At 69.4% G+C, this 21916-nt stretch carries 19 protein-coding genes; 7 read left to right on the top strand and 12 right to left on the bottom strand.

Translation table 11 applies throughout. The annotated features are described in order from the left end of the window. Nucleotides 1-36: 36 nt before the first annotated feature. From ACFWSK_RS27900 to ACFWSK_RS27890, 3 genes are all read right to left on the bottom strand, one after another. On the bottom strand, nt 37-1635 hold the full coding sequence (locus ACFWSK_RS27900; protein ID WP_383791746.1) for a polyamine aminopropyltransferase: 1599 nt from the start codon (nt 1633-1635) through the stop codon (nt 37-39). A 175-nt stretch (nt 1636-1810) separates the two neighbouring features. After that, nucleotides 1811-2332 carry a DUF2617 family protein gene (locus tag ACFWSK_RS27895; RefSeq protein WP_383791743.1) on the bottom strand — a complete coding sequence of 174 codons (522 nt, stop codon included), beginning with the start codon at nt 2330-2332 and terminating at the stop codon, nt 1811-1813. A gap of 317 nt (nt 2333-2649) precedes the next feature. Then, the gene (locus ACFWSK_RS27890; protein ID WP_383791740.1) at nt 2650-2892 is read right to left on the bottom strand and encodes a hypothetical protein; all 243 of its coding nucleotides are present in this window, start codon (nt 2890-2892) and stop codon (nt 2650-2652) included. A gap of 127 nt (nt 2893-3019) precedes the next feature. Here ACFWSK_RS27890 and ACFWSK_RS27885 point away from each other — a divergent pair, with 127 nt between their 5' ends. Further along, a complete protein-coding gene (locus tag ACFWSK_RS27885) occupies nt 3020-4213 on the top strand; it encodes a pyridoxal phosphate-dependent aminotransferase (protein WP_383791737.1) in 1194 nt (397 codons plus the stop codon). A gap of 108 nt (nt 4214-4321) precedes the next feature. Here ACFWSK_RS27885 and ACFWSK_RS27880 read toward each other — a convergent pair whose 3' ends face one another. From ACFWSK_RS27880 to clpB, 3 genes are all read right to left on the bottom strand, one after another. Next, nucleotides 4322-4867 (bottom strand): YbjN domain-containing protein, encoded by a 546-nt coding sequence (locus ACFWSK_RS27880; RefSeq protein WP_383791734.1) that lies wholly within the window; start codon nt 4865-4867, stop codon nt 4322-4324. Between the two features lie 77 nt (nt 4868-4944). Then, entirely contained in the window at nt 4945-6210 is a 1266-nt protein-coding gene (locus ACFWSK_RS27875; RefSeq protein WP_383791731.1) for an MFS transporter, read from the bottom strand. A 356-nt stretch (nt 6211-6566) separates the two neighbouring features. Further along, nucleotides 6567-9167 (bottom strand): ATP-dependent chaperone ClpB, encoded by a 2601-nt coding sequence (gene clpB, locus ACFWSK_RS27870; protein WP_383791728.1) that lies wholly within the window; start codon nt 9165-9167, stop codon nt 6567-6569. A gap of 211 nt (nt 9168-9378) precedes the next feature. Between clpB and ACFWSK_RS27865 the strand changes: the two genes are divergently transcribed. Further along, entirely contained in the window at nt 9379-9780 is a 402-nt protein-coding gene (locus tag ACFWSK_RS27865; protein ID WP_383791725.1) for a pyridoxamine 5'-phosphate oxidase family protein, read from the top strand. A gap of 112 nt (nt 9781-9892) precedes the next feature. On the opposite strand, the gene ACFWSK_RS27860 is transcribed toward ACFWSK_RS27865, so the two are convergent. Both ACFWSK_RS27860 and ACFWSK_RS27855 read right to left on the bottom strand, forming a co-directional pair. Continuing rightward, nucleotides 9893-10213, bottom strand: a complete 321-nt coding sequence (locus ACFWSK_RS27860; protein WP_383791722.1) for a (2Fe-2S)-binding protein — start codon at nt 10211-10213, stop codon at nt 9893-9895. Then, on the bottom strand, nt 10210-10404 hold the full coding sequence (locus tag ACFWSK_RS27855) for a hypothetical protein (protein WP_383791719.1): 195 nt from the start codon (nt 10402-10404) through the stop codon (nt 10210-10212). Before ACFWSK_RS27855 ends, ACFWSK_RS27860 begins: the two co-directional genes overlap by 4 nt. A gap of 151 nt (nt 10405-10555) precedes the next feature. On the opposite strand from ACFWSK_RS27855, the gene ACFWSK_RS27850 reads away from it, so the two are divergent. Both ACFWSK_RS27850 and ACFWSK_RS27845 read left to right on the top strand, forming a co-directional pair. Continuing rightward, entirely contained in the window at nt 10556-11536 is a 981-nt protein-coding gene (locus tag ACFWSK_RS27850) for a helix-turn-helix transcriptional regulator (protein WP_383791716.1), read from the top strand. A gap of 190 nt (nt 11537-11726) precedes the next feature. Beyond that, entirely contained in the window at nt 11727-12743 is a 1017-nt protein-coding gene (locus ACFWSK_RS27845; protein WP_383791714.1) for a LuxR C-terminal-related transcriptional regulator, read from the top strand. Between the two features lie 24 nt (nt 12744-12767). On the opposite strand, the gene ACFWSK_RS27840 is transcribed toward ACFWSK_RS27845, so the two are convergent. The 4 genes from ACFWSK_RS27840 to dnaK all read right to left on the bottom strand — a co-directional run bounded on the left by ACFWSK_RS27840 (nt 12768) and on the right by dnaK (nt 17006). Then, nucleotides 12768-13220 carry a heat shock protein transcriptional repressor HspR gene (locus ACFWSK_RS27840; RefSeq protein WP_383791711.1) on the bottom strand — a complete coding sequence of 151 codons (453 nt, stop codon included), beginning with the start codon at nt 13218-13220 and terminating at the stop codon, nt 12768-12770. Nucleotide 13221: 1 nt separating this feature from the next. Continuing rightward, nucleotides 13222-14409: a molecular chaperone DnaJ gene (gene dnaJ / locus ACFWSK_RS27835; RefSeq protein WP_383791708.1), complete on the bottom strand. Its 1188-nt coding sequence runs from the start codon at nt 14407-14409 to the stop codon at nt 13222-13224. Between the two features lie 93 nt (nt 14410-14502). Then, nucleotides 14503-15153, bottom strand: coding sequence for a nucleotide exchange factor GrpE (grpE, locus tag ACFWSK_RS27830; protein WP_383791705.1), 651 nt, complete (start codon nt 15151-15153; stop codon nt 14503-14505). After that, nucleotides 15150-17006, bottom strand: a complete 1857-nt coding sequence (dnaK, locus tag ACFWSK_RS27825; RefSeq protein ID WP_383791702.1) for a molecular chaperone DnaK — start codon at nt 17004-17006, stop codon at nt 15150-15152. The genes grpE and dnaK overlap by 4 nt, the downstream gene beginning before the upstream one ends. Nucleotides 17007-17303: 297 nt before the next feature. On the opposite strand from dnaK, the gene ACFWSK_RS27820 reads away from it, so the two are divergent. From ACFWSK_RS27820 to ACFWSK_RS27810, 3 genes are all read left to right on the top strand, one after another. Then, nucleotides 17304-18011 carry a sugar transferase gene (locus tag ACFWSK_RS27820; protein ID WP_383791700.1) on the top strand — a complete coding sequence of 236 codons (708 nt, stop codon included), beginning with the start codon at nt 17304-17306 and terminating at the stop codon, nt 18009-18011. Between the two features lie 95 nt (nt 18012-18106). Further along, on the top strand, nt 18107-20374 hold the full coding sequence (locus tag ACFWSK_RS27815) for a (Fe-S)-binding protein (RefSeq protein WP_383791697.1): 2268 nt from the start codon (nt 18107-18109) through the stop codon (nt 20372-20374). 307 nt (nt 20375-20681) lie between these two features. Then, nucleotides 20682-21863, top strand: a complete 1182-nt coding sequence (locus ACFWSK_RS27810; RefSeq protein ID WP_383791694.1) for an FG-GAP repeat domain-containing protein — start codon at nt 20682-20684, stop codon at nt 21861-21863. Nucleotides 21864-21916 lie beyond the last annotated feature (53 nt).

The raw sequence follows: 21916 nt of genomic DNA, 5'->3' as shown, positions 1-21916 counted from the left end.
CCGCATGCCGACGCTTCCGCGCCCCGCACGGCGCCGTCACGGTTCCTCCCAGTAGCGCGGATGCACCAGCGTGGACGGCGTCTGCTCCCGTACCCGTACGCGCTCCGCGGCCAGGCCCGCCGTCCGCAGCTCGCGCTCCCCCAGCGACCGCAGCTCCGGCGCCCCGGGGTCCAGGGCGAGGGCCGGTACGGTCCGGCGCGAGGCCAGGACGAAGCCCCAGTCGCGCGGTTCCCGCGAATGCTCCGTGACCCGGTCCGGACCGGCCGCGAATCCCGGGGTCCTGCCTGTGACGCGGTACGGGCGCGTCGACAGGCCGCCCGCACGCACGGATGCCTCCGCCGTCCAGAACGACCGCGGCCGCACACCCACCGGCCCCGCGTGCACCACCAGCCGCCCGCCCGGTGCGAGGGCCTCCCCGACCAGCCCGTAGAACTCCGCCGAGTACAGCTTCGTGTTCGCCGTGATCCCGGGGTCCGGCAGATCCGACACGACGACGTCGTAGGAGCCGCGCGCCTCCCGCAGCCAGTTGAACGCGTCCTCGCCGACCGTGCTGAGCCGCGGGTCCTCGTGCGCGTGCCCGTTCAGCTCGGACAGCGCGGGGTCCGTTCGGGCCAGTCGGGTGACGGCGGCGTCCAGCTCGACGACCGTGACGGCCCGGACACCCGCGTAACGCAGCACCTCGCGGGCGGCCAGGCCGTCACCGCCGCCCAGGATCAGCACGCGCCGGTGGGGCCCGCGCATCGCCGGGTGCACCAGCGCCTCGTGGTAGCGGTGCTCGTCGCGGGCGCTGACCCGCAGCCGTCCGTCCAGATAGAGGTCCAGGGAGTCCCGCCCCTCCCCGGTGAGGACGACCTCCTGCACCTCGGTCCGGACGGCGACCCGCACCCGGTCCCCGTAGACCGCGTGCCGGGCCGCGCGCTCGAAGTCGTCGACCAGCACCGTGGCGGTGGCCAGCAGCGCGATCACCGTGACATTGGCCAGGACCAGCAGCCACCGCGACCGGGAGCTCAGGTCCCGCCGGAAGAGCCACAGCACCAGCGCCCCGCCGGCCGCCGCGTTGACCGCACCGGTGAACAGCGCGCCGGTGAGCTGACCCAGCATGGGCAGCAGCAGGAACGGGAAGGCGAGCCCGCCGACCAGCGCCCCCACGTAGTCGGCGGCGAAGAGATCGGCGACGGCCCCGCCCGCGTCCTGCCGGTCGACCCGCTGGATCAGCGTCATCAGCAGGGGGATCTCCGCACCGATCAGCACACCGATCGTCAGCGAGAACCCGACCAGGGCGTGCCGCGACTCACCGAGCCAGGCGAACGACGCGTACAGCACGAGGGCCGACGACCCGCCGACGAGCGCGAGCGCCGCCTCGATGAGCCCGAACCCGACCGCCGCGCGACTGCGTAAACGTTTCGCGAGGAGCGATCCGATCCCCATCGCGAACACCATCACGGACAGCACGACGGACGCCTGTGTGACCGAGTCGCCGATCAGATACGAGGCGAGCGCGACCAGCTCCAACTCGTACACGAGACCGCATGCGGCGCAGATGAAGACGGCGGCCAGCACGAGGAACCGTCCGGTCCTCGGCCGTACGGGAAGCCGCGCCGCGCCCCCTCGCAACGGCACCTGCTGGTCGATCATGAAGCGAACGCTACGTTACGGAACAGTCGCCGCCTGTCACCCACACGGGTGCAAGTGAGGCATCGGCGCGCCCCTGCGCAGCGGCCCCACCGGGGCGGAGTCCGAGCGGACGCGGGTCGCGGCGCCCGGACGGCTCCGGCCGGAGAACCGGCCGGAGCACCGGTCAGAGCGCCGGTCAAAGCGCCGGGGCAGGCACCCGCACGCCCACCCGGGTACGCGTCACCACCAACTTCCCCTCCTGCGGGTACGCGTGCCAGGTGCGCCACCGCACCTGACCCTCGGTCCGCTGCGCAAGGAGCGCGGTGAAGGCGTGCGGGCTGCCGGGAAACGTCCCGGCCAGACCGTGCGGATGGTCGGCGACGAGCGCCAGCAGCTCCTGTGCGCGGCCCGCGAACGCGGCTCCGGTGAGCGTCTCGACGCGCGCCGCGAATTCGTACTCCCAGTCGCCGAACCGCTTGGCGACGCCGAGGGGCAGGGGGGTACTGCTTCCGGGGATACAGGCAACGGTCTCCGAACAGGTGCCGCGGTCCTCCTCCAGGAGGACCTGATGGGAAGCGCCGAGCAGCCTCAACTGCAGCTTCGCCTCGTCGAACTGGAGATCGAGGACGGCGAGGGCAGGCAGCGGCTCCCGTCCGAGCGCCCAGGCCAGGTCGGCGGCGCGGGTGTCGGAATAGGCCGTCTGAAGGGTCGTGAGCATGGTTCGGCTCCGCAAACACACATGGACACATGGACAGGGGGGCGCCCCCTGGAGATGCGTGTGGGGGAGGAAAGCGCCCGAACAGATCCAACTGGGGTCCGAGGGCTGAATGTTCTGTACAAGGAGGGAATCACGAAGTACGCCGCACTCACAGCGATTTTGCCCAACTTGACGTGGTTTCCATCCCCCAGGGGGCAGCCCGGTTCAACTGTTCAACCGAAACTCTCCGCGTGGCTCAACAAAAAGGTGTCCAGCGGGAGTTCACCCACCGGACACCTCACACGCGGAGTGCCCGCCGACGGACCGGCTGCGCGGTGTCAGCTGCCTCCCCCGCAACCGCCCCCGCAGGACGAGCTGCTGCTGCTGCCGCAGGAGGAAGTGCCGCCTCCGCACGACGAGCCGCTGTACGAACCGCCGGCGCTGCTTCCGGCGACCCGGCGCCGCCGCGCCGCCTTCCCCCCGGGCACCGGCCTGCGACGGCTGCGGACGACGCCGACGACCACGCCCCCCACGGCCAGCACCGCGGCGATCCCGACGAGTACCCCTATGAAGGTCTCCACGGACCTCACGTCCTTCCATCCCCCGAAGCGAGGTCACCCGCTTCCTGTGTGTCTGGGGGATTCCCTCCGCCTCGCGGGGCCAAAGCAGACTTGAGCAACTCCAGAGCTTCGGCACAGGATGGCGGCCATGACACAGGGACGACCGCTGCTCAACCGCCGGCTCACCGAGTTCGGCACGACCATTTTCGCGGAGATGTCCGCGCTGGCCGCCCGGACCGGTTCGATCAACCTCGGCCAGGGCTTCCCCGACACCGACGGACCCGAGGAGATCCGGGAGGCCGCGGTACGAGCCCTGCGCGCGGGGCACGGCAACCAGTACCCGCCCGGCCTGGGCATCCCCGAACTGCGTACCGCGATCACGGAGCACCAGCAGCGCTTCCACGGACTGGTGTACGACCCCGACACCGAGGTCCTCGTCACGGCGGGCGCCACCGAGGCCATCGCGGCCGCCCTGCTGGCCCTGGTGGAGCCCGGCGACGAGGTGATCGCCCTGGAGCCGTACTACGACTCGTACGCCGCCTGCATCGCCATGGCGGGCGGCACCCGCGTCCCCGTCACCCTGCGCCCGCACGACGGCGTCTACGGGCTCGACCTCGACGAACTCCGCGCGGCCGTCACCCCCCGCACCCGCCTCATCCTCCTCAACACCCCGCACAACCCAACGGGCACCGTACTCAGCCGCGAGGAGCTGGCCGCGATCGCCGCACTCGCCTGCGAACGCGATCTGCTCGTCGTCACCGACGAGGTCTACGAACACCTCGTCTTCGAGGGCGAACACGTACCGCTCGCCTCGTTCCCCGGCATGCGCGAGCGCACGGTCACCATCAGCAGCGCGGGGAAGACTTTTTCGTACACCGGCTGGAAAGTCGGCTGGATCACCGCGAGCCCGGAACTGGTCACGGCGGTCCGCTCGGCGAAGCAGTTCCTGACGTACGTCTCCGCCGGACCGCTCCAGTACGCCGTCGCCGAGGCCCTCCGCCTGCCCGACACCTACTTCGACGCGCTGCGCGCCGACCTCCGTACGAAGCGCGACCTGCTGAGCGACGGACTCACCGACGCCGGCTTCGGGGTCTACCGGCCCGCCGGGACGTACTTCGTCACCACCGACATCCGCCCCCTGGGCGGCGGGGGCGACGGCCTCGCCTTCTGCCGCGCCCTGCCCGAACACTGCGGCGTCGTCGCCATCCCGAACGCCGTCTTCTACGACCACCGCGAGCAGGGCGCGCCCTTCGTGCGGTTCGCGTTCTGCAAGCGCACCGAGGTGCTGACGGAGGCGGTCACCCGTCTGAAGTCGCTCACCCACTGGAAAGCGGGCACCTGAAAGCGGGCACCTGAAAGCCGGCAACGCCCGCACAGACGGAAGCCCGGACCGGAGCAGCGGCCACTACGGCCCCACGCTTCGGTCCGGGCCGCGGTCCCGGTGTCCGGATCAGGCTTCCGGCGACTCGGTGTCGTCGGGCTTCGCCTCGGCGGACTCCAGGCCCAGCCGCTCCACGAGCCACTTGTCGAACTCGATCGAGGCCCGCACCCAGCTGACCGTCGAGGAGACGAAGTGCTCCAGGCTGACGCCCGTACCGATGAGCATCTGCGCCTCACCGATCAGCCGGACGGAAGCCGCGGCGCCCTCTTCACCCTCATGGGCGTGCGTGTAGACCTTCGGCCACAGGGTGCGGCGGTTCCAGTCGTCGATCGCGTCGAGGAGCACGGGACGCTGGTCGATGGCGTGGGGGCGGTCGTAGAACGTACGGACCGAGAAGACCTGCTGCTCGTCCTCGCCGCGGAACATGAAGTACGTGCGGAATTCCTCCCACGGCGCGGCGAGGTCACCCTCGTCGTCGACGACGAACTTCAGCTCCATCTGCTCGAGCAGCTGCTTGACGAGGTCCTGGTCAGGGACGACGGGACCGGCGGGTCCTGCCGCCTGCGGGTCGGGCTGCCCCCCGAAGTTGGGAATCGAGGACGGGTCGATAGACATCGCCGGTTACTCCTGTGGATCGCACGTGGTTGCCTGACTTTGCCTTCGACCCTAACCGTGAATGACGGCCAGTAGTCCTACGCCCTGAGGGGAATCGTCCCCGCGTCCTTCCCCCGGGCCTTCGACCAGGCCAGGGCGGCCAGAACCGCGCAGATCGTTCCGAGAAGCCCGGCGCCCCCGATGGTGTCGGCCGACGAACCCGACAACTCCGTGGCGAGGCCGCCCGACGCGACTCCGATCCCCTGCATCGCGGTGAGCCCCGATCTCGCCAGTCCCAGCGCCTGGCCGCGCTGGTCCACCGGGGTGAGCAGGACGAAAGTGGCTCCGGCGGTGACCTGGTAGGCGGAGAACACACCCGAGACGATCAGGAGCAGCACAGCGGTCCGGACATCGGGGCCCGCCCAGTAGGCGAGCAGCGGCAGATTCGCGCCGATCGCCAACGGGCCGAGGAGGCGGCGGCGGCGCTCGTCCCCCACCCACGCCCGGCCCAGGAGAGCCGCGCCCAGCACCATGCCCCCCGGATGCGCGGCGAGCAGGACGCCCACCGAGGCGGCGCCCCCGCCGGCCTCTTCGGCGAACGGGGCGGCCAGCCCTTCCGGCAGCACGATGAATCCCGCGAGCCAGCCCAGGGCCATCAGAGACCGCAGCCGGGGGTCCGACCAGATCAGCGTGGCCGCGCCGCGGACCTGGCTGTGCAGCCGCTTCGGGCGCTCTTCGGCGTTCGCGACGGGCCGCGCCTTCACGCCGAGGCGGATCAGGGCAGCGGAGAGCAGGAACGACAGGGCGTTCAGCCCCAGGGAGACGTGACTGCCCAGCCACACCACCACGACACCGCCACCGGCGAAGCCGATCAGCTGGCCGGCCTGGTGGGTGATCAGCATGGCCCGCTGACCCCGTTCGTATCTCCGCTCGCCGAGCACGGTCGGCAGCATGGCCCCCTGCGCGGCGCCGAAGGGTGCCTCGGCCAGTTGTGCCAGCACCAGCAGTCCGGCCAGCAGCGGCAGGGGCGTCCCGGGCAGGGCCATGAGCCCGATCAGGACCGCGCGCACCAGGTCACAGCCGATCATGACCGTGCGGCGGGGAAACCGGTCGGCCAGGCCGGACAGGAGCACCCCGGACAGCAGGGCGGGCAGCGTCGTCAGGGCGTAGGTGGCCGCCGTCCAGCCGGCCGACTCCGTACGTTCGAAGACCAGCAGTGACAGTGCGACGCGCGCGAGCTGATCACCGAGGACCGACTGAGCATAAGCCGCCCAGAGGGCGCGAAATTCGCTGAGGCGAATGAGATTGTCGCTTTTGCAATCCTTCGCCCCAGGGCCTATCCCATCCGGTATCCGATCCGTCATGCGCGTACCTTACCGGCGACGAATTCACTCCTACGCCGTCCCGGCAATCCGCGAAAAGGCGTCCGGAGCGGCCCGGCCCGGTGCGGGAATCGCACGGGCGCCCGGCTACCGACCGGTCCATGGCCGGGGGCCCCGTGTTATGTATCCGCCGGGTACATATTCCGTCGGCGGAACACACGACATATTCCATTCGGCCACGGAATGGACATTTTCGGCTCGATTTCGCGGACACTCAAACAGCTTCGGGCTCGATGACTGTGCGGGACACACATCAATGCGCCCGACGCCGTGCACAAATGCGTGGCGCCGGCCGCGGGCTGCGTTCCCGGCCGGCGCCACGACGCCCGCTGCGTGTTCTACAGGGTCTTTGCCGCGGAGGCCGGCCCCACGATCAGCCCGTCCCCGACCCGGTCCACCCGCACCGTGTCGCCGTCCGCGATCTCCCCCGCGAGGATCTCCTTGGCGAGCCGGTCGCCGATCGCCGTCTGGATGAGGCGGCGCAGCGGCCGTGCCCCGTACGCCGGGTCGTTGCCCTCCTCGGCCAGCCACGCCAGGGCCTCCGGCGTGACGTCGAGGGTGAGCCTGCGGTCCGCGAGGCGCTTGGCCAGGCGGCCGATCTGCAGTCCCGCGATGTGCGAGAGCTCGTCGCCGGACAGCGCGGAGAACACCACGAGGTCGTCGAGCCGGTTCAGGAACTCCGGCTTGAACGAGGCGCGTACGACCTCCAGGACCTGCTGCTCCTTCACCTCGGGCCTGGTCAGCGGGTCGACCAGGAACTGGCTGCCGAGGTTGGACGTCAGGATCAGGATCGTGTTGCGGAAGTCGACCGTACGGCCCTGTCCGTCGGTGAGCCGGCCGTCGTCGAGGACCTGGAGCAGGATGTCGAAGACCTCGGGGTGGGCCTTCTCGACCTCGTCCAGCAGGACCACGCTGTACGGGCGGCGGCGGACCGCCTCCGTGAGCTGGCCGCCCTCCTCGTAACCGACGTACCCCGGAGGGGCACCGACGAGCCGCGCGACGCTGTGCTTCTCGCCGTACTCGCTCATGTCGATGCGGATCATGGCCCGCTCGTCGTCGAACAGGAAGTCCGCGAGCGCCTTGGCCAGCTCGGTCTTGCCGACACCGGTCGGCCCGAGGAAGAGGAAGGAGCCGGTGGGACGGTCCGGGTCGGCGATTCCGGCCCGCGTACGGCGTACCGCGTCCGACACCGCCTGCACGGCCTGGGTCTGCCCGATCAGCCGCTTGCCGAGCTCTTCCTCCATGCGCAGCAGCTTCTGCGTCTCGCCCTCCAGGAGCCGCCCGGCGGGGATGCCGGTCCAGGCGCCGACGACATCCGCGATGTCGTCCGGGCCGACCTCGTCCTTGACCATGGTGTCCTTGGCGGCTTCCTGCTCCGCCTCGTCCGCCTCGGCGAGTTCGCGCTCCAGGCCGGGGATCTCCCCGTAGAGCAGCTTGGACGCGGTGTCGAAGTCCCCGTCGCGCTGGGCGCGCTCGGCCTGGCCGCGCAGGTCGTCGAGGCGTTCCTTCAGCTCACCGACGCGGTTGAGCCCTTCCTTCTCCTTCTCCCAGCGGGCGGTCAGGCCGCGCAGTTCCTCCTCCTTGTCGGCGAGGTCGCGGCGGAGCTTGTCCAGGCGCTGCCTGGACGCTGGGTCGGTCTCGTTCTTGAGCGCCAGCTCCTCCATCCGCAGACGGTCGACGGCGCGCTGGAGCTCGTCGATCTCCAGAGGTGAGGAGTCGATCTCCATGCGGAGCCGGGAGGCCGCCTCGTCCACGAGATCGATGGCCTTGTCCGGAAGGAAGCGGGAGGTGATGTAGCGGTCGGAGAGGGTCGCGGCGGCGACCAGGGCGGAGTCGGCGATCTGGACCTTGTGGTGTGCCTCGTACCGGCCCTTGAGCCCGCGCAGGATCGCGATGGTGTCCTCGACGGAGGGCTCGGCGACCAGGACCTGCTGGAAGCGGCGCTCCAGGGCGGGGTCCTTCTCGATCCGCTCGCGGTACTCGTCGAGGGTGGTCGCGCCGACCATGCGCAGCTCACCACGGGCCAGCATGGGCTTGAGCATGTTGCCCGCGTCCATCGCGGAGTCCCCGCCGGCGCCGGCGCCGACCACGGTGTGCAGCTCGTCGATGAAGGTGATGATCTGGCCGTCGCTCTCCTTGATCTCGGAGAGGACGGTCTTCAGGCGCTCCTCGAACTCGCCGCGGTACTTGGCGCCCGCGACCATCGCGCCGAGGTCGAGCGAGACGAGCCGCTTGTTCTTGAGGCTTTCGGGAACGTCGCCCTTGACGATGCGCTGGGCGAGTCCCTCGACGACGGCCGTCTTGCCGACGCCGGGCTCACCGATGAGCACGGGGTTGTTCTTCGTACGCCGCGACAGCACCTGGACGACGCGGCGGATCTCCTGGTCCCGGCCGATGACGGGGTCGAGCTTGCCTTCCCTGGCCGCGGCCGTGAAATCCGTACCGAACTTCTCCAGGGCCTTGTACTGACCCTCCGGGTCGGGTGTGGTCACCCTTCGCCCTCCCCTGCTCTTCTCGAACGCGTCCAGCAGCTTCTTCGCACTGGCACCCTGCTGAGTGAGGATCTCACCGGCGCGGCCGCCCTTGGACGCGATGCCGATCAGCAGGTGCTCGGTGGAGAGGTAGTCGTCGCCGAGCTCCTTCGCGCGCTGCGCGGCGTCGGCGATGACGGCCAGGAGCTCACGGTTGGGCTGCGGGGGCGCGACGGTGGAACCGGTGACGCTGGGCTGTGTCCCGAGGAGGCGTTCGGCCTCGGCGCGTACGGCCACCTGGTCGGCGTCGACGGCGGCCAGCAGGTCGATGATGTTCTCGTTGTCCTCGCCCGCGAGCAGGGCGAGCAGCAGGTGCCCGGGGGTCAGATCGGGGTGCCCGTCCTTCACGGCCCGGCTGGTGGCCGCGTTGAGGGCATCCCGGCTCTTGTTGGTCAGCTCGGCGTCCACGTGCGCTCTCTCCTCCGTGCGATGGGCGGTATGTCGTCAACGCGTATGCCGTTGACACTGACATGGTCAACGTGCACAAAGTTGAGCGTACTCCGCTCAAGCCGAAAACGGGAGCACTGCTGTGCTTCCCCCGCGACCCGCTGACGAGTGAACCGGCCACCGGACGCCCCCGCCACCGCGCCGCGGTACCCCGGCTGCCTAGGCTTGAGTCATGCACGATGTACGCAACCCCAGCCCCGAGTACCTCGCCTTCTGGCGCGAGCGCCACGTCTGCACGCTGACGACGCTCCGCCCGGACGGCACCCCGCACGTGGTGCCCGTCGGGGTGACGTACGACCCCGGGGCCGGGCTCGCACGGGTCATCACCAGCAAGAGCAGCCGCAAGGTCGCCCACGTCCTGGCGGCGGCGCCGGGCGAGGCACGGGCCGCGGTCTGCCAGATGCACAAGGCGCGCTGGGCGACGCTGGAGGGCGTGGCTACGATCCGCACGGAGCGGGAGGTCGTCGACGACGCGGTACGCCGCTACGCGGAACGATACGAGCGCACCCCGCGGCCCAACCCCGAGCGGGTCGTCATCGAGATCGCCCTGGACCGGGCGCTCGGCAGGGCCTGAGCCTGCCCGGGGCCGACGGCCCCGGGCAGCACAACGGCGCCATCGTGTTCAGGTCACGATGGCGCCGCTGTGTGGGGGAAGCGCCTGAACGATATGGAACGACGGGGGTCGTTCAGGCACTGCGGGGGGTGGCGGAGATGGCTTCAGATTCGAACAGCTCGTGGTCCCGCTGATCGAGGTTGACGAAGATCATGCCGTACCTGACGGCACAACGGACCGGTTGCGGGGCCCCGCGGGGCCGACGAAGGCAGCGATAGGCGCGGACGTCCTCGCCCTCTTCCATCACGACGACGACCGGCTCACCGAACAGGGTGACCATCAACGAGTCGCCACGACGGGGGAGTGCCGTGAGCAGATCGATGAAGTGCCACCCGGAGCGATAGGCCGTGGCCATCTCGCGCCGGAAGGTACGGTCGTCCGGCGGGGTGGTCATGCCTTTGTGCCGGCAGGGGCGACACCCCACGTGATGTCACCGAGCGTGGCCGGCGTGGAGTCGCCCCACGTAATGTCGCCGGTGGCCGTCTGCGTGGCAGCACTCACATCCGCTGCCGGTGCGCCCCAGGTGATGTCACCGCTACCCAGAGCGCCGTAGGCCAGGGCCCCCACGAAAGCAGTGGCAAGCACCGAGCGAAGCATTCGCTTATACATTTCGGCTTCGTCCTCACTTGATGGATTCATCTCCCCCGCACTAAGACGATGTCCCACCCGGCCACGCGAACACCACCGGATCGATGCATCATGTTCCTGCACGTTCAGGAACATGGGGGGTGGGCAAATGATCGCAAGTGCCTCAAAACCGGCACATCCTCACGGGATCACCGAACTATGCGATGCGGGACAGCGCCTCTACGCCAGCGCATTGCGATCCGGCCGGATACCGCGAGCGGAGGTCACGCCCGCCCCGTGCCTGATGGACTTCGCCCTCTTGCACCCGGATCCCGATGACGCCGACTGGCTTCGCCCCGTTCCCCCTTCAGCGGCGCTCGCCCAACGGCTGCATCCGATCGAGCGGGAAATCACGGAGCGCAGAAGGCTCTCCCTCGAGCTGGCCGAATCATTTGAGCCATTCATGGACATCAGCGCACAGGACCCGCCGACCACTCACGCCATCACGGTGCTCGAGGGCAGCACCCGGATCAACGCTGCCATAGACGTGGCCACCGCCGAATGTCACACCGAAGTACTCACCGTTCAACCCGGTGGCCTCCGGAGCGAGAACATTCTCAGTAAGGGGCTGGAACGCGGTCAGGCCGTGGTCGATCGCGGTGTCAGCATTCGTACCCTTTACCAGCACACTGTGCGACACCACCAAGGAACCTTCGCCTACGCGGAGCGCCTCGCCGAGGGTGTCCAGATCCGGACCCTGGAGGAACTCGTCGAGCGCATGCTCATCTTCGACCGGACGGTTGCCTTCATCCCCGCGCAGGACGACCGGACAGTCGCTCTGGAACTCCGGCATCCGGGGCTCGTCTCCTACCTCACAAGCGTCTTCGAGCAGTTGTGGCAACGCGCTACCCCTCTCCTGGAGGAGATTCGGTACGACCCGACTCCCGAAGGCGTCAGTGGCGTCCAGCGCTCCATCGCCCAACTCCTCGTCGACGGGTACGTCGACGAGGCCATCGCACGCCGCCTGGGCATGCACGTGCGCACGTGCCGCTCCCACATCGCGAAACTGTCCGCGACCCTGGGGAGTTCCAGCCGGGCACAACTCGGCTACCTGATCGCCCGGTCAGGAATCCTGGACCAGGATTCCTGACCTGCCCGACCGGCCCCTCCGGCATCCCCATCCCAGAGCCGGAAGGTGCGGCCGCGCAACGGGGGAGAGCACGGCCGCACCCTGATCCATCAGGGAAGTTCCCGGCTCCCCCGACGCATCCAGACTCCCCCGGTAACTACGCTTCCACCACCGTCATCTTGTTGCATTGCAAAAAGTGAGGGGCTCTCAAATGAATACGGATGGGACGAATGCAGTCCATCCGCACGGGAACAGAGAACTCTGCGAGCCGGCGATCCGGCTGTACGAGTCAGCCCTCAGAAATGGGCGCATTGCCCGCACCGAACTCGCTTCCACCCCCTGCCTCATCGAAATGGCACTCCTCCATCCCGACCCTCTGAACGACTCCTGGATGCGCCCGGTCTCCCCCTCCGCAGCCCTGGCCCACCTGCTGCACCCCATCACACGGGAAATCGACGAACGCATCCAGCTCACTGCCGCTCTGAGCAGTACCTTGTCCCCCCTGGCCTCCGTCGCCAGCGAGGACCTCGCTCTCGCCATCACCGTGCTCGAAGGGAAACAGACGATCCAGTCGACCATCTACGAGGCAAGCGCCACGGCCACTGCCGAAGTCTGGACGGCGCAACCCGGAAGCAACCGGCCGGCCGACAAGTTACAGGAGTCACTGGGCAACGCCCGGCTGGCCATCGCACGCGGGGCACAGCTCCGGCACCTCTACCAGCACTCGGCGCGCTACAGCACCGCCATCAGGGAATACCTCGATCAGATACCGGGGAGCAGCCTGAAGGTGCGCACCACTGAACAGACCGTGGAGCGACTGATCATCTTCGACCGCACGGTGGCGTTCATTCCGGCCACACCCGACCGGAACATGGCGCTGGAGATCCGCAATCCCGCGATCGTCCGCTATCTGGTCCGGGTGTACGAGACTCTCTGGGCCCAGGCCACCCCCTTCGCGGAACAGCTTCCGACAGCCGCCCCCGGCACCCCCGTCACCGCCGTCCAGCACAGCATCGCCCGCCTGCTCGTCGAAGGGCACGTCGACGACATCGTGGCCCGCAAGCTCGGCATCAGCGTCCGCACCTGCCGCGCCCACATCGCCAAGCTCATGCAGGCACTCGACGCGACGAGCCGTACCCATCTGGGCGCGCTGCTCGTGCAGTCGGGGATCGTCGCGACACCGGTCGCACCTGAGCAGGAGGCCCGCCACCCGGATGAACACGGGTGACGGGCCTCCTGACGGGCAACGCGGCTAGTCCGTGACCCGCTTGGGCTTGGGGCGCCACACCACCAGCGCGCTCGCCTGCTGCACGTCCTGGTACGGGACCAGGTCGCGGCGGTACGAGGCGTGTACCTGGGCCTCGCGCTGCTGCATGGCCACCGTCGCCCCGTCGACCGCCGCGGAGAGCTCCGCGACGCGCTGCTGGAGCGCGGCGACCTGGTTCTCCAGCTCGATGATGCGCTTGATGCCGGCCAGGTTGATTCCCTCGTCCTGCGACAACTGCTGCACCGTGCGCAGCAGTTCGATGTCGCGGGCCGAGTAGCGTCTGCCGCGCCCGGCGGTGCGGTCCGGGGAGACCAGGCCGAGGCGGTCGTACTGGCGCAGCGTCTGCGGGTGCAGGCCCGAGAGCTGGGCCGCGATCGAGATCACGTACACCGGTGATTCGTCGGTTAGCTGGTACGGATTATGTCGACGGCCGTCCATCTCAAGCTCCCTTCGCAGCCTGGAACAGCTCCGCCCGCGGGTCCTCCTCCGCGGTCGCCTTCCGGTATGCCTCCAGTGCGTCCCGGGCCTCGGGTGCGAGGTCCGTGGGCACTGCCACCTCCACGGTGACCAGCAGGTCGCCGCGGGTGCCGTCCTTGCGGACCGCACCCTTGCCGCGGGCGCGCATCGTACGCCCGTTGGGGGTGCCGGCCGGAAGCTTCAGGGTGACCGGGGGGCCGCCGAGCGTCGGGACCTTCACCTCGCCGCCGAGCGCCGCCTCCGTGAAGGCGATCGGCACGGTGACGGTGAGGTTGTCGCCCTTGCGGCCGAAGACGGGGTGGGCGTCGACGTGGACGACGACGTACAGGTCGCCGGCCGGTCCGCCGCGTTCGCCCGGGCTGCCCTTGCCGCGCAGCCGGATGCGCTGGCCGTTCAGGACGCCCGCCGGAATCCTGACCTGCATGGTGCGCGCCGACCTCGCCCGCCCGCTGCCCTTGCAGACCTCGCAGGGGTCCTCGGCGATGAGGCCGCGGCCCTTGCAGTCCACGCAGGGGTCGGTGAGCGAGAAGCCGCCGCCGCTGCCGCGCGACACCTGTCCGGTGCCGACGCAGGTCGGGCAGACCCTCGGGGTGCCGTTCTTGTCGCCGGTGCCGGAACACGCCTTGCAGGGTGCCTGGCTGGACATCCGCAGCGGGACCGTGGCCCCGTCGACCGCCTCGGTGAAGCTGAGCGTCACCTCGGACTCGATGTCCTGGCCGCGCCGTGGCTGCACACGGGTGCCCGCGCCGCCGCGGTTGAAGAGGCCGCCGAAGACGTCTCCCAGACCACCGCCGCCGAACCCTCCGGCGCCGCCGGCCTGGCCGCCGCCCGGGGCGCCTCCGAAGAGGTCGCCCAGGTCGAAGTTGAAGTTGCCCCCCGCGCCACCGGGACCCGCCCGGAAGCCGCCTCCGTTGCCGAAGAGCGCGCGGGCTTCGTCGTACTCCTTGCGCTTCTTGCTGTCGCCGAGGATGTCGTTCGCCTCGGAGATCTCCTTGAAGCGCTCCTCCGCCTTGGCGTCACCCTTGTTGGCGTCCGGGTGGAACTCGCGGGCGAGCTTCCGGTACGCCTTCTTGACCTCGGCGTCGGTGGCGTCCTTGGGGACGCCGAGAACCTTGTAGTAGTCCTTCTCGACGAAGTCCTTCGTACTCATCGACGTCCCTCCTTCCGGACGATCGGCCGAGGAGCCGGCCCTGGGGCCGGGCTCCTGGCCGGTCGGTGTGCACCGAGGTGGTCGGACTGAATGTCAGACCTCCTCCGTGCCACCGCTCTCCTCGTCGTCTGCCTTCTCTTCCTTCGCCGCTCCCGGCGTCGCGCCGGGCTGCGGCTCGGCCACGGCCACCCGCGCGGGGCGGATGGTGCGGTCGCCGATGCGATACCCCGGCTGCAGGATCGCCACGCAGGTGTCCTCTGTGACATCCGGCGCGTACGAGTGCATCAGGGCCTCGTGGATCGTCGGGTCGAAGGGCTCACCCTCCTTGCCGAACTGCTGGAGACCCAGCTTCGCGACGACCATCTCCAGCGATTCGGCCACCGACTTGAAGCCGCCGACCAGCTCGCCGTGTTCCCGCGCGCGGCCGACGTCGTCGAGCACGGGCAGGAGCTCGGTCAGGAGACCCGCGACCGCGATCTCCTTGACCGTTACCCGGTCCCGCTCGACGCGGCGGCGGTAGTTCTGGTACTCGGCCTGGAGCCGCTGGAGGTCGCCCGTGCGCTCGCTGAGCGCGGTGCGGACCTGGTCCAGCTGTGCGGTCAGACCGACTGTCTGTACTGAGTCCCCGGCCGGGGACGCCTCCTCCTCCGGAGAGGGGGTGGCGTCCTTCGGCTCAGCTCCGTCAGGGGTGGTGTCGGAGGGGACGTCAGGCTTCTCCTCGAAGCCCGGAGTCTCCTCGGTCACACCGCACCGCCCTTGGTGTCCTTCTCGTCGTCGACGATCTCGGCGTCCACGACGTCGTCACCGTCGGCCTGGGCCTGACCGGCGCCCGGCGCGTCGGCACCCGGCGTCGCACCCTCGGCCTGGGCGTTGGCGTACATCGCCTGGCCCAGCTTCTGGGAGACGGCCGCGACCTTCTCGGTGGCGGTACGGATCTCGGCGGTGTCCTCGCCCTTGAGCTTTTCCTTCAGCTCGGTGAGGGACTCCTCGACCTCCGTCTTGACGTCGGCCGGAACCTTGTCCTCGTTGTCCTTGAGGAACTTCTCCGTCTGGTAGACGAGCTGCTCGCCCTGGTTACGGGACTCGGCGGCCTCGCGACGACGGTGGTCCTCGTCCGCGTACTGCTCGGCCTCTTCGCGCATCCGGTTGACCTCGTCCTTCGGCAGCGACGAGCCACCGGTGACGGTCATCTTCTGCTCCTTGCCGGTGCCGAGGTCCTTGGCAGCGACGTGCATGATGCCGTTGGCGTCGATGTCGAACGCGACCTCGATCTGCGGCACGCCACGCGGGGCCGGCGGCAGACCGGTGAGCTCGAACATTCCGAGCTTCTTGTTGTACGCCGCGATCTCGCGCTCGCCCTGGTAGACCTGGATCTGAACGGACGGCTGGTTGTCCTCGGCCGTCGTGAAGATCTCGGAGCGCTTGGTCGGGATGGTCGTGTTGCGCTCGATGAGCTTCGTCATGATGCCGCCCTTGGTTTCGATACCAAGCGACAGCGGCGTGACGTCGAGGAGCAGAACGTCCTTGACCTCGCCCTTCAGGACACCGGCCTGGAGCGAGGCGCCGATGGCGACGACCTCGTCCGGGTTCACGCCCTTGTTGGCTTCCTGACCACCGGTGAGCTCCTTGACGAGCTCGGCGACGGCCGGCATACGGGTCGAGCCACCGACGAGAACGACGTGGTCGATCTCGGAGAGCTGGATGCCCGCGTCCTTGATGACGTTGTGGAACGGGTTCTTGCAGCGGTCCAGCAGGTCCGCGGTGAGCTGCTGGAACTGAGCGCGCGTGAGCTTCTCGTCCAGGTGCAGCGGGCCCTCGGCCGACGCCGTGATGTACGGCAGGTTGATCGTGGTCTCCGTGGAGGAGGACAGCTCGATCTTCGCCTTCTCCGCGGCCTCGCGGAGACGCTGGAGAGCCATCTTGTCCTTGGACAGGTCCACGCCGTGACCGTTGGCGAACTGCTTGACCAGGTAGTCCATGACGCGCTGGTCCCAGTCGTCACCACCGAGGTGGTTGTCACCGTTGGTGGCCTTCACCTCGACGACGCCGTCGCCGATCTCCAGGAGGGACACGTCGAAGGTGCCGCCACCGAGGTCGAAGACGAGGATCGTCTGGTCGTCCTTGTCGAGCCCGTACGCCAGCGCGGCGGCAGTGGGCTCGTTGACGATACGCAGGACGTTCAGGCCCGCGATCTCGCCGGCCTCCTTGGTCGCCTGACGCTCGGAGTCGTTGAAGTACGCCGGGACGGTGATGACCGCGTCGGTCACCTTCTCGCCGAGGTAGGACTCCGCGTCACGCTTCAGCTTCTGCAGGATGAAGGCGCTCATCTGCTGCGGGTTGAAGCTCTTGCCGTCCAGGTCGATCTTCCAGTCAGTGCCCATGTGGCGCTTGACGGAGCGGATGGTCCTGTCGACGTTCGTGACCGCCTGGCGCTTGGCGACCTCGCCGACGAGCACCTCACCGTTCTTCGCGAAGGCGACGACGGACGGCGTGGTCCTGGCGCCTTCGGCGTTGGTGATGACGGTGGGCTCGCCGCCTTCCAGAACGCTCACGACGGAGTTAGTCGTGCCCAGGTCGATGCCGACCGCACGTGCCATTTCGATTCCTCCAACTGAATACTTGAGTGGATCTGACTCAAGGATGCATGACACCCGCCCCAGAGTCAACAGACCTGAGCCGGGCCGACTCAACTAACGTGCTCACGCCCCAGTCCACCAGCGGTTTTCCCGCCCGAACCACCGCGCGGCGCCGCCCACCGCGCGCCCCACGGGACGACACCCGCCCCCTCCAGCGCGCCACACACCCCGCCCCACCATCGCATCATGGGATCGTTCTGTCACAAAATGCCGTTTGCCGGTCAAAACCGGCACGCCTCCGATCCCCGGGCAGGTGCGATGCAGAACGCGAACCGGACTGCGGTACGAACCAGGGCACACGCCCCCTCGCGGACCGCCACCACGACCGCGAGGGCGAAGACGGCCGCGGCGGCCCTCGCCCGTACCGCGACGCGCACCCTCGCGCGCACGACGGACCGACTGACGGCCAAGCGGCTCCTCGACCTCACGCTCGGCGCGGCCCTCCTGGCCCTCGCCTCACCGGCTCTCGCCGTGGGCGCCCTCGCCCTCGCCGTACGGCGACCGGCCGGCGGCGTACTGGTGCGCGAACAGCGGACCGGGCTCGGCGGCCGGACCTTCGAGCTGCGCTCCCTGCGCACCCGCCGCTGCCGCCTCGACCTGCTGTCCCGGCTGCCCCACGTCGTACGGGGAGAGCTCTCCCTCGTCGGCCCGGCACCCCTCGCGCCGGGCGATCCGAGGACCCTGGGCCCCGGGGCCGGACGCCGGCGTCAGGAGCTGCGGCCGGGCCTGACGGGCCTCGCGCAGGTGCGGGCCCGCTCCGGGATGCCCTGGGACGAACCCGCTCTGCTCGACCAGCACTACGCCGAGCACCACTGGATGGGACTTGACCTGGCGATTCTGGCGGAAGCGGTACGCCTTCCGCTGCGCGCGGCCCTGCGCGCCGTCCTGTACCGGTTGCCACGCGGCGGCAAGGGGTACCTGAGCGACGCAGATCACCGCCTGCCCGGCTACAGCGTGGCGGAATAAGTGGATAGTGTCGTCACAGACTCATTAAGTTACTGCTTAGTAATCCATAATCATTGGTGTAACCCAACCCCTCGCAGGCCCGAGGAGCCCCCAAAATGCAACTCGCCGCGATCATCGTGTCGCTGGTCATCACGGTGGTGGCCGTCGCGCTTTTCGGCCGCGCCATCGCGCAGATCTACCGCTTCGTGCGACTCGGTCAGCCCGTACCCGCGGGCACCCGCACGGGTGACCCCACACAGCGCACCATCACGCTGGCCAAGGAGTTCCTCGGCCACACCCGTATGAACCGCTGGGGCATCGTCGGCTTCGCGCACTGGTTCGTGGCGGTGGGCTTCTTCTCGCTGCTGCTCACGATCGTCAACGCGTTCGGCCAGCTCTTCCAGGCCGACTGGCTGATCCCGTTCATCGGCGACTGGCTGCCGTACGAGATCTTCACCGAGTTCCTCGGTCTGATGACGGTCCTCGGGATCGTGACCCTGATCGTGATCCGGCAGCTCAGCCGGCCGGGCAAGGCGGGCCGCAAGTCCCGCTTCGCGGGCTCCAAGACCGGCCAGGCGTACTTCGTCGAGGCCGTCATCCTCATCGTCGGCCTCTGCATCATGACGCTGCGCGGCCTTGAGGGCGCCCAGCACCACGTGACCAGCTGGGAGCCCGGCTTCTTCGCCTCGTACCCGCTGGTCGCCGCCTTCGACGGTCTGAGCCTCGGCACGCTCCAGCAGATCACCTACTTCGTCGCGGCGCTCAAGATCGTCACGTCGTTCACCTGGATGATCACGGTCTCACTCAACACCAACATGGGTGTGGCCTGGCACCGCTTCCTCGGCTTCCCGAACATCTGGTTCAAGCGGAACGCCAACGGTTCGGTCGCACTGGGCCCGCTGCAGCCGATGACCTCGGGCGGCAAGGAGATCGACTTCGAGGACCCGGGCGAGGACGACGTCTTCGGCGTCTCCCAGGTCGAGCAGTTCTCCTGGAAGGGCATCCTCGACTTCTCCACCTGCACCGAGTGCGGTCGCTGCCAGTCGCAGTGCCCCGCCTGGAACACCGGCAAGCCGCTCTCCCCCAAGCTCCTCATCATGTCGCTGCGCGACCACGCGCACGCCAAGGCGCCGTACCTGCTCGCAGGCGGCGGCAAGGACATGGAGGGCAACGAGAAGGCCACGGCCGAGCAGCTCAAGGACGTCCCCGCCTCGGCACTCGCCGAGGCCGAGCGCCCCCTCATCGGCACCGCCGAGGAGAACGGCGTCATCGACCCGGACGTCCTGTGGTCCTGCACCAGCTGCGGCGCCTGCGTCGAGCAGTGCCCGGTCGACATCGAGCACATCGACCACATCGTCGACATGCGCCGCTACCAGGTGATGATCGAGTCCGCGTTCCCGTCCGAGGCGGGCACGATGCTCAAGAACCTGGAGAAGAAGGGCAACCCCTGGGGGCTCGCCAAGAAGCAGCGCGTCGAGTGGACCAAGGAGGTCGACTTCGAGGTCCCGATCGTCGGCAAGGACGTCGAGGACCTCTCCGAGGTCGACTACCTGTACTGGGTCGGCTGCGCCGGCGCCCTCGAGGACCGCGCGAAGAAGACCACGAAGGCGTTCGCCGAGCTCCTCCACATCGCGGGCGTCAAGTTCGCGATCATGGGCGGCGACGAGAAGTGCACCGGTGACTCCCCCCGCCGCCTGGGCAACGAGCCGCTGTTCCAGCAGCTCGGCCAGGAGAACGTGGCCATGCTGAACATGGCGTTCGGCGAGGACGACGAGGACGAGTCGACGAAGAAGCCCAAGTCTTCGAAGAAGATCGTCGCCACCTGCCCGCACTGCTTCAACACCATTGCCAACGAGTACCCGCAGCTCGGCGGCGAGTACGAGGTCATCCACCACACGCAGCTGCTCCAGCACCTGGTGGACGAGGGCAAGCTGATCCCCGTGACCCCGGTCGAGGGCCTGATCACGTATCACGACCCGTGCTACCTGGGCCGTCACAACAAGGTCTACACGCCTCCGCGCGAGATCATCGCGAGCGTTCCGGGTCTGCGGAACGAGGAGATGCACCGCCACAAGGAGCGCGGCTTCTGCTGCGGCGCCGGTGGTGCCCGGATGTGGATGGAGGAGCGGATCGGCAAGCGCATCAACAACGAGCGCGTCGACGAAGCCCTCTCCCTCAACCCGGACATCGTCTCCACCGCCTGCCCGTTCTGCCTCGTCATGCTGACCGACTCGGTCAACGGCAAGAAGAACGACGGCCAGGCCAAGGAGTCGATCCAGGTGGTCGACGTCTCGCAGCTCCTGCTGGAGTCCGTGAAGACCCCGGCCGACCCGGCGGGCGAGCCGGAGACGGTGGACGCACCGGAGCCGGAACCGGTGAAGTAACCCTCACGTCGTACGCGTCGGCGTACTCACGCTGTCGTACGAAACGGAAGCGGCCGGACCTGCCTCGGGGGCAGGACCGGCCGCTTCTGTGTGTGCTCGGGGACTGTGACCGTGGGCTGTGCCCCGGGGCAAGGCGCTCCGGCCCTGTGATCCCGGACATGTACGCGACGGAACATCTGGAGCATCATGTGGGCCGAACACCTTCGAACGCGTCGGACCGCCCCGCCCCACCGGACACACCGGCCCGGGCCGGATCCCCACGCACCGCAACGCGCCACGACGCACCACGACGGATGAGGGACCTCCCGTGCGGACACGCATCACACCGGCCCTGTCGACGGCCACGGCAAGGACCACCGCCAGGTCCAACGCGACCGCCACCGCGGCACTCGCCGCGGGCACCGCCTGCCTGCTGCTCCTGACCGCCTGCGGCAGCCCCTCGTCCGCCAACGCCCCCTCGTCCGCGTCCACCGCCGCCACGGGCAAGAACGGCGACGCCCCGCCCGAGGCCCTCGCAGGCGGGGCCGGCGTCACCCGCGTCCCCGTCCCGCGCGGCAAGGGCAGCCGCACCGCCGACGACTTCAACGGCGACGGACGCCGCGACCTCGTCATCGACGACCTGGTGAAGGCCCCGGAGGACAGCCACGGCGACGACGTGGGCATCGGCGTCGTCTACGGCTCCGCCGACGGCGGCCTCGACCCGGCGGCACGTCAGCTGCTGAGCGCGAGGACCCACGCGGCCAAGGCCGGCGACACGCTCCCGGTCGCGTTCGACGCCGAGGCGGCCTGCGACCTGGACGCCGACGGCTTCACCGACCTGGTGGTGGCCACGGACCCTCCGTACAACGGCATCGGCCGCCCGCCCGTACCGCTCCAGGTCCTCTTCGGCTCCCCCGAGGGCCTCACCGGCAAGGCCGTCACCCTGCGCATCCCCGGAGCGGCCCGGTTCGGCAACGAGTGGCCCGACCACCCGGTCTGCGGCGACTTCGACGGCGACCAGCGCACCGACCTCGCCGTCACCGCGGGCGAGGGCCGGATCAGCTACCTCCGTGGCCCCTTCACCCGCGCCGCCGCCCCGCGCGCCGCCGCGTCCCTGCCGGGCGGCGGCCCGTACCTCGCCGCCCCCGAGCCCCGCGCCGACACGAACGGCGACGGGTACGACGACCTCGTCCACTCCGCCAAGCCCCTCCAGCCGGGCGCCCCAGCCACGGCCACCCTGCTGCTCGGCTCCGCGAACGGACCGGCGCGCCCCGGCGGCGCGTACCGCGTCAAGGCCCCGGCGCACGGCATCCCCACGGCCCCGGTCCGCAGCGGCTCGGGAGCCACGGAAACGATTCTGCTCAGGTACGCGGACTTCGACGGCGACAAGAAGCCCGACACCGTCGTCCGCACCTACCGCGGCGAGAGGACGGACCTGGTCGCCCTGTACCCGTCGACGACCCCGGACCGCCCCCGCGTCACGTTCACCACAGCAGTGTTCCTGCCCTGAGGGCGCCCCCTAGGGGATGTCACAGCTCGGCCGCAAAGGCGGGCGGGTTCCCC

This window comes from Streptomyces sp. NPDC058620, from assembly GCF_042717135.1.
In the GTDB taxonomy this organism is placed as follows: Bacteria; Actinomycetota; Actinomycetes; order Streptomycetales; family Streptomycetaceae; genus Streptomyces.
Note: the sequence above shows the minus strand (reverse complement) of the source record. Positions and strands in the feature narration are given on the sequence as shown.

Bases quoted from the DNA above. Each gene is read 5' to 3' on its own strand.
- dnaJ (WP_383791708.1), bottom strand. From the start codon at position 14,409: ATGAGTACGAAGGACTTCGTCGAGAAGGACTACTACAAGGTTCTCGGC.
- ACFWSK_RS27900 (WP_383791746.1), bottom strand. From the start codon at position 1,635: ATGATCGACCAGCAGGTGCCGTTGCGAGGGGGCGCGGCGCGGCTTCCC.
- ACFWSK_RS27865 (WP_383791725.1), top strand. From the start codon at position 9,379: ATGCACGATGTACGCAACCCCAGCCCCGAGTACCTCGCCTTCTGGCGC.
- ACFWSK_RS27860 (WP_383791722.1), bottom strand. From the start codon at position 10,213: ATGACCACCCCGCCGGACGACCGTACCTTCCGGCGCGAGATGGCCACG.
- ACFWSK_RS27875 (WP_383791731.1), bottom strand. From the start codon at position 6,210: ATGACGGATCGGATACCGGATGGGATAGGCCCTGGGGCGAAGGATTGC.
- ACFWSK_RS27845 (WP_383791714.1), top strand. From the start codon at position 11,727: ATGAATACGGATGGGACGAATGCAGTCCATCCGCACGGGAACAGAGAA.
- ACFWSK_RS27895 (WP_383791743.1), bottom strand. From the start codon at position 2,332: ATGCTCACGACCCTTCAGACGGCCTATTCCGACACCCGCGCCGCCGAC.
- ACFWSK_RS27820 (WP_383791700.1), top strand. From the start codon at position 17,304: ATGCAGAACGCGAACCGGACTGCGGTACGAACCAGGGCACACGCCCCC.
- ACFWSK_RS27840 (WP_383791711.1), bottom strand. From the start codon at position 13,220: ATGGACGGCCGTCGACATAATCCGTACCAGCTAACCGACGAATCACCG.
- dnaK (WP_383791702.1), bottom strand. From the start codon at position 17,006: ATGGCACGTGCGGTCGGCATCGACCTGGGCACGACTAACTCCGTCGTG.
- ACFWSK_RS27815 (WP_383791697.1), top strand. From the start codon at position 18,107: ATGCAACTCGCCGCGATCATCGTGTCGCTGGTCATCACGGTGGTGGCC.
- ACFWSK_RS27885 (WP_383791737.1), top strand. From the start codon at position 3,020: ATGACACAGGGACGACCGCTGCTCAACCGCCGGCTCACCGAGTTCGGC.
- ACFWSK_RS27850 (WP_383791716.1), top strand. From the start codon at position 10,556: ATGATCGCAAGTGCCTCAAAACCGGCACATCCTCACGGGATCACCGAA.
- ACFWSK_RS27880 (WP_383791734.1), bottom strand. From the start codon at position 4,867: ATGTCTATCGACCCGTCCTCGATTCCCAACTTCGGGGGGCAGCCCGAC.